The organism is Ralstonia sp. RL, assembly GCF_001683835.1.
Taxonomy (GTDB): domain Bacteria; phylum Pseudomonadota; class Gammaproteobacteria; order Burkholderiales; family Burkholderiaceae; genus Ralstonia; species Ralstonia mannitolilytica.
The window spans coordinates 1-1,694 of record NZ_LWRX01000012.1; the positions used below are offsets into that span (position 1 = coordinate 1).

A 1,694-nucleotide genomic window follows, 5' to 3' on the forward strand; every position below is an offset into this window, starting at 1 on the left:
CACCTCCCCCCGCCAGTAGGCCAACCAGGCTTCGGCATCGAGCCGGGTGGCCGGGGCCGGCGTGCCTGCCGCCATCTCGCCGGTCGCCGCAGCCAGGCGCTCAGCGCAGGCCCGCCCCAGGGGGTGCAGGGTCTGTTCGATCAGGTCACGGGTCTGCGCGACACAGTCGGCATCCTGCCGGCGTGCCCGCCAGGCGGCAAACGCCTCGCGCGCCGGCGGCAAGCCGACGGCAACCGGCCAGTCGAGCAGCAGTCGCCACAGGTGCTCATGCAGCACCTCGCGCCACAGGGCTTCCTGCTCCGGCGGGCGCGGCGTCTCGCCGAGCGCCGCATTGACGGCTGCCTGTGCCGCCGCCCGCTGGGCATGCGAGCACAGGGTAAACAGGTAGGGCACCGTCTTGATGACGACGTCCGGCAACTGGCCGATGAACAGGCGTGCCACGGAGGGCCGCTGCAGGTCGACCGTGAGGTCGTCGATCTGCCCATCGGCCCAACGGGCGCTGACGCGCAACTGGCCTGCCGTGGTCATGCCGCCACCATCGCAGGGAAGGCTGGGGTTTGCATGGGCGCGAAGCTTAGGCCTGTCGGGCGCCACTGTCGAGACATGCGTGCGGCGCAGCAAGGCCGCGGCAGGCATGGCGAAACTGAGGCGCGGGCCGGCGTCGTTATTTCCGGACGCCACCTCGCCCCAACGGGCAAGTGCGCAGATTTGATGCCCATCAGCATCGGCCCGCAAAATTCATCTTAGAATCAATAAGAGGAGGAGGCTGTGCCCAAAATAGTCGAGCTGATCACCCGCCGCAGCGACCGCGTGACACCCGCCACCCGGCTTCGGGAAGTCGCCGCGCACATGCTGGCGGCAGGCATCTCGTCGGTCATCGTCGTCGATGATGACGGAAGGGCGCTCGGCATCATCACCGAACGCGACATCCTGCGCCTCGTGCAGCGCCGCGCCTCCCCCGAGCAGCAAGCCAGGGAGGCGATGAGCAGCCCGGTGCACTCCGTACCGGCCGACACCGACTTCCGCCAGGCCTATCGCGAGGCCGCCCGGCGCGGGCTGCGGCGCATCGTGGTCGTCGACCCCGACGAGCAGCCGCTGGGCATCGTCAATGAATCCGACTTTCGCACCTACCTCGGCCCCGATTTTTTCATGCACCTGAACGCGGTCGACGCGCTGATGGAGCACACCTTCCCCCGCCTGCCGGGAGACGCCGGGCTCGACGAAGCTGTCCAAGCGATGGCCGCCGTGCGGGGCAGTTGCGCGGTCGTGGTCGATGGCCCGTACCCCTGTGGGGTCGTGACCGAGCACGATGTCGTCCGCTTCTTCCTGAGCGGCGAGCAGAACCCGCCGCTGAACCGGGTCATGAGCCAGCCGGCCATCACCATCGCCGATGATCGCCCGCTGGCCGAGGCTGCCCGGCTGATGCTGAGGCATCGCATCCGCCACCTGCCGGTGGTCGACGCTGCCGGGCAACTGGTCGGCCTGCTCTCCGAACACGCCCTGATGAGCCCGCTCAAACTCGACCTGCTCGACCGGATGATCAACGAGCGGCAATCCCTTGCCGAATCGCGCGATCAGCTGCGGGACGACGCCGCCCGCCAGGCCCGCTACCAGCGCGCCCTGCTCGACAACGTCCCGTTCCCGATCTGGCTGAAGGACAGACCTCGTCGAGCTTGTGCGAGATGTACACACAC

At 68.7% G+C, this 1,694-nt stretch carries 2 protein-coding genes; one reads left to right on the forward strand and one right to left on the reverse strand.

Going from position 1 to position 1,694, the window contains the following annotated elements; genetic code table 11:
- A partial coding sequence (locus tag A6M56_RS02195; RefSeq protein ID WP_502686844.1) for a hypothetical protein occupies positions 1-528 on the reverse strand: 528 nt, incomplete at its 3' end.
- Positions 529-768: 240 nt separating this feature from the next.
- On the opposite strand from A6M56_RS02195, the gene A6M56_RS02200 reads away from it, so the two are divergent.
- On the forward strand, positions 769-1,694 hold a 926-nt coding region (locus tag A6M56_RS02200; RefSeq protein ID WP_286757703.1), incomplete at its 3' end, for a CBS domain-containing protein.